The organism is Corallococcus sp. 4LFB (assembly GCF_046520365.1).
GTDB classification, from domain to species: Bacteria; Myxococcota; Myxococcia; order Myxococcales; family Myxococcaceae; genus Corallococcus; species Corallococcus caeni.
In genome coordinates this window covers 1-1,694 of sequence record NZ_JBKGHJ010000927.1, presented here as the reverse complement: position 1 = coordinate 1,694, position 1,694 = coordinate 1, and the positions used below count along the sequence as shown (strand labels likewise).

General features: G+C 71.4%; 2 protein-coding genes. Both read left to right on the top strand.

Going from position 1 to position 1,694, the window contains the following annotated elements:
* On the top strand, positions 1-1,225 hold a 1,225-nt coding region (gene rho, locus ACLEQD_RS42865), incomplete at its 5' end, for a transcription termination factor Rho (protein ID WP_410391719.1).
* A 62-nt stretch (positions 1,226-1,287) separates the two neighbouring features.
* Positions 1,288-1,554 (top strand): hypothetical protein, encoded by a 267-nt coding sequence (locus ACLEQD_RS42860; protein WP_014398393.1) that lies wholly within the window; start codon positions 1,288-1,290, stop codon positions 1,552-1,554.
* Positions 1,555-1,694: the final 140 nt, after the last annotated feature.

Genomic DNA, 1,694 nt, shown 5'->3' with positions numbered 1-1,694 from the left:
GCCGCAGGCCCAGGAGGCCCGCCCCGCGCAGGACGGCGGGCAGCCGCAGCCGCAGCAGCGCCACGAGCACCCGCGCCACCAGCAGCAGCGCGGCGGCGGGCACGGCCAGGGTGGACAGCCGCAGCAGAACCTGGCGCCCGTGGAGGGCGTGCTGGACACGGAGGCCAAGGGCCCCAACGCGTTCCTGCGTCAGCTGAAGCGCAACCTGCTGGCGTCGCCGGACGACCCGGAGCTGCCGAAGAACCTGGTGCAGAAGCTGCGCCTGCGGCAGGGCCAGTACCTCACCGCGTTCGCGCAGATGCGCGGCCACAAGGGCGTCATCCAGAAGGTGGACACGGTGGACGGCCGCCCGCTGGAGGGCGCGCCCCGGCTGCCCCACTTCGCGGACCTCACCTCCGTGGACCCCACCGAGCGGCTGAAGCTGGAGAACGGCCACAAGGAGATGGTCACGCGCGTGCTGGACCTCATCGCGCCCATCGGCAAGGGTCAGCGCGCGCTCATCGTCGCCCCGCCCAAGACGGGCAAGACCATCATGCTCCAGCGCATCGCGCAGGCCGTCATCCAGAACCACCCGGAGTGCCACGTCATGGTGGTGCTCATCGACGAGCGCCCGGAAGAAGTGACGGACATGCGCCGGAGCATCAAGGCGGAGGTCATCGCCTCCAGCTCCGACCGGCCCACGGGCGACCACCTCAAGGTCGCGGAGCTCGCGCTGGAGCGCGCCCGCCGGCTGGTGGAGTCCGGCAAGGACGTGGTCATCCTCCTGGACTCCATCACCCGCCTGGCGCGCGCCTACAACAAGGAGGTCGACAGCTCCGGCCGCACCATGACGGGCGGCGTGGACAGCCGCGCCCTGGAGCGCCCCAAGCGCATCTTCGGCGCCGCGCGCGCCACGGAAGAGGCGGGCTCGCTCACCATCATCGGCACGGCGCTCATCGACACCGGCAGCCGCATGGACGAGGTGATTTTCGAGGAGTTCAAGGGCACGGGTAACTCCGAGGTCACCCTGGACCGCCTCCTCGCGGAGAAGCGCGTCTTCCCGGCCATCAACATCCCCCAGTCCGGCACGCGCAAGGAGGAGAAGCTCTTCACCCTGCGCGAGTACGAGAAGGTGAAGAAGCTGCGGCAGATGCTCTTCTCCGTGAAGCCGGTGGAGGCCATGGAGGCGCTCGTCAAACGGCTCGGCCGCTACACCTACAACGACGAGTTCTTCGACGAGTTGTAGGCGGCCCCGGTCCGCCCGCGCGGGGGTGGTGTGGCGAGCCCTGGATTGCGTAAGGTGAGCGCATGATTCAGGGCTCGGGCCGCTGCCACTACCACCCGGACCGCGCGGGCCTGGGCGTCTGCGTGGAGTGCCGGCGCGTCATCTGCCGCGAGTGCACCACGCAGTTCGAGGGCATCAACCGCTGCGCCAGCTGCCTCGACACGCGCCGCAAGGCGCTGGAGGGGCCGCCCCCCCGGCGCGAGTGGAGCGTGGCGCACGTGGTGCTGGCGCTCGTGGGCGTCGTGCTCGTGTGGGGCGGCGTGCTCCTGGCCGCGCACGCGGTGGGCTGACGCGATGGCCGTCTCCGCATTGGAATTGCGCCCCCGGGGTCCGGTGGCCTTGATGGACGCGGCGCTGCGGCTGTACGCGCGCGACGCGGGCGTCTGGGCGCTCACGCTGCCCGGTGGCGCCGCGGTGGTGGCCGCGCTGC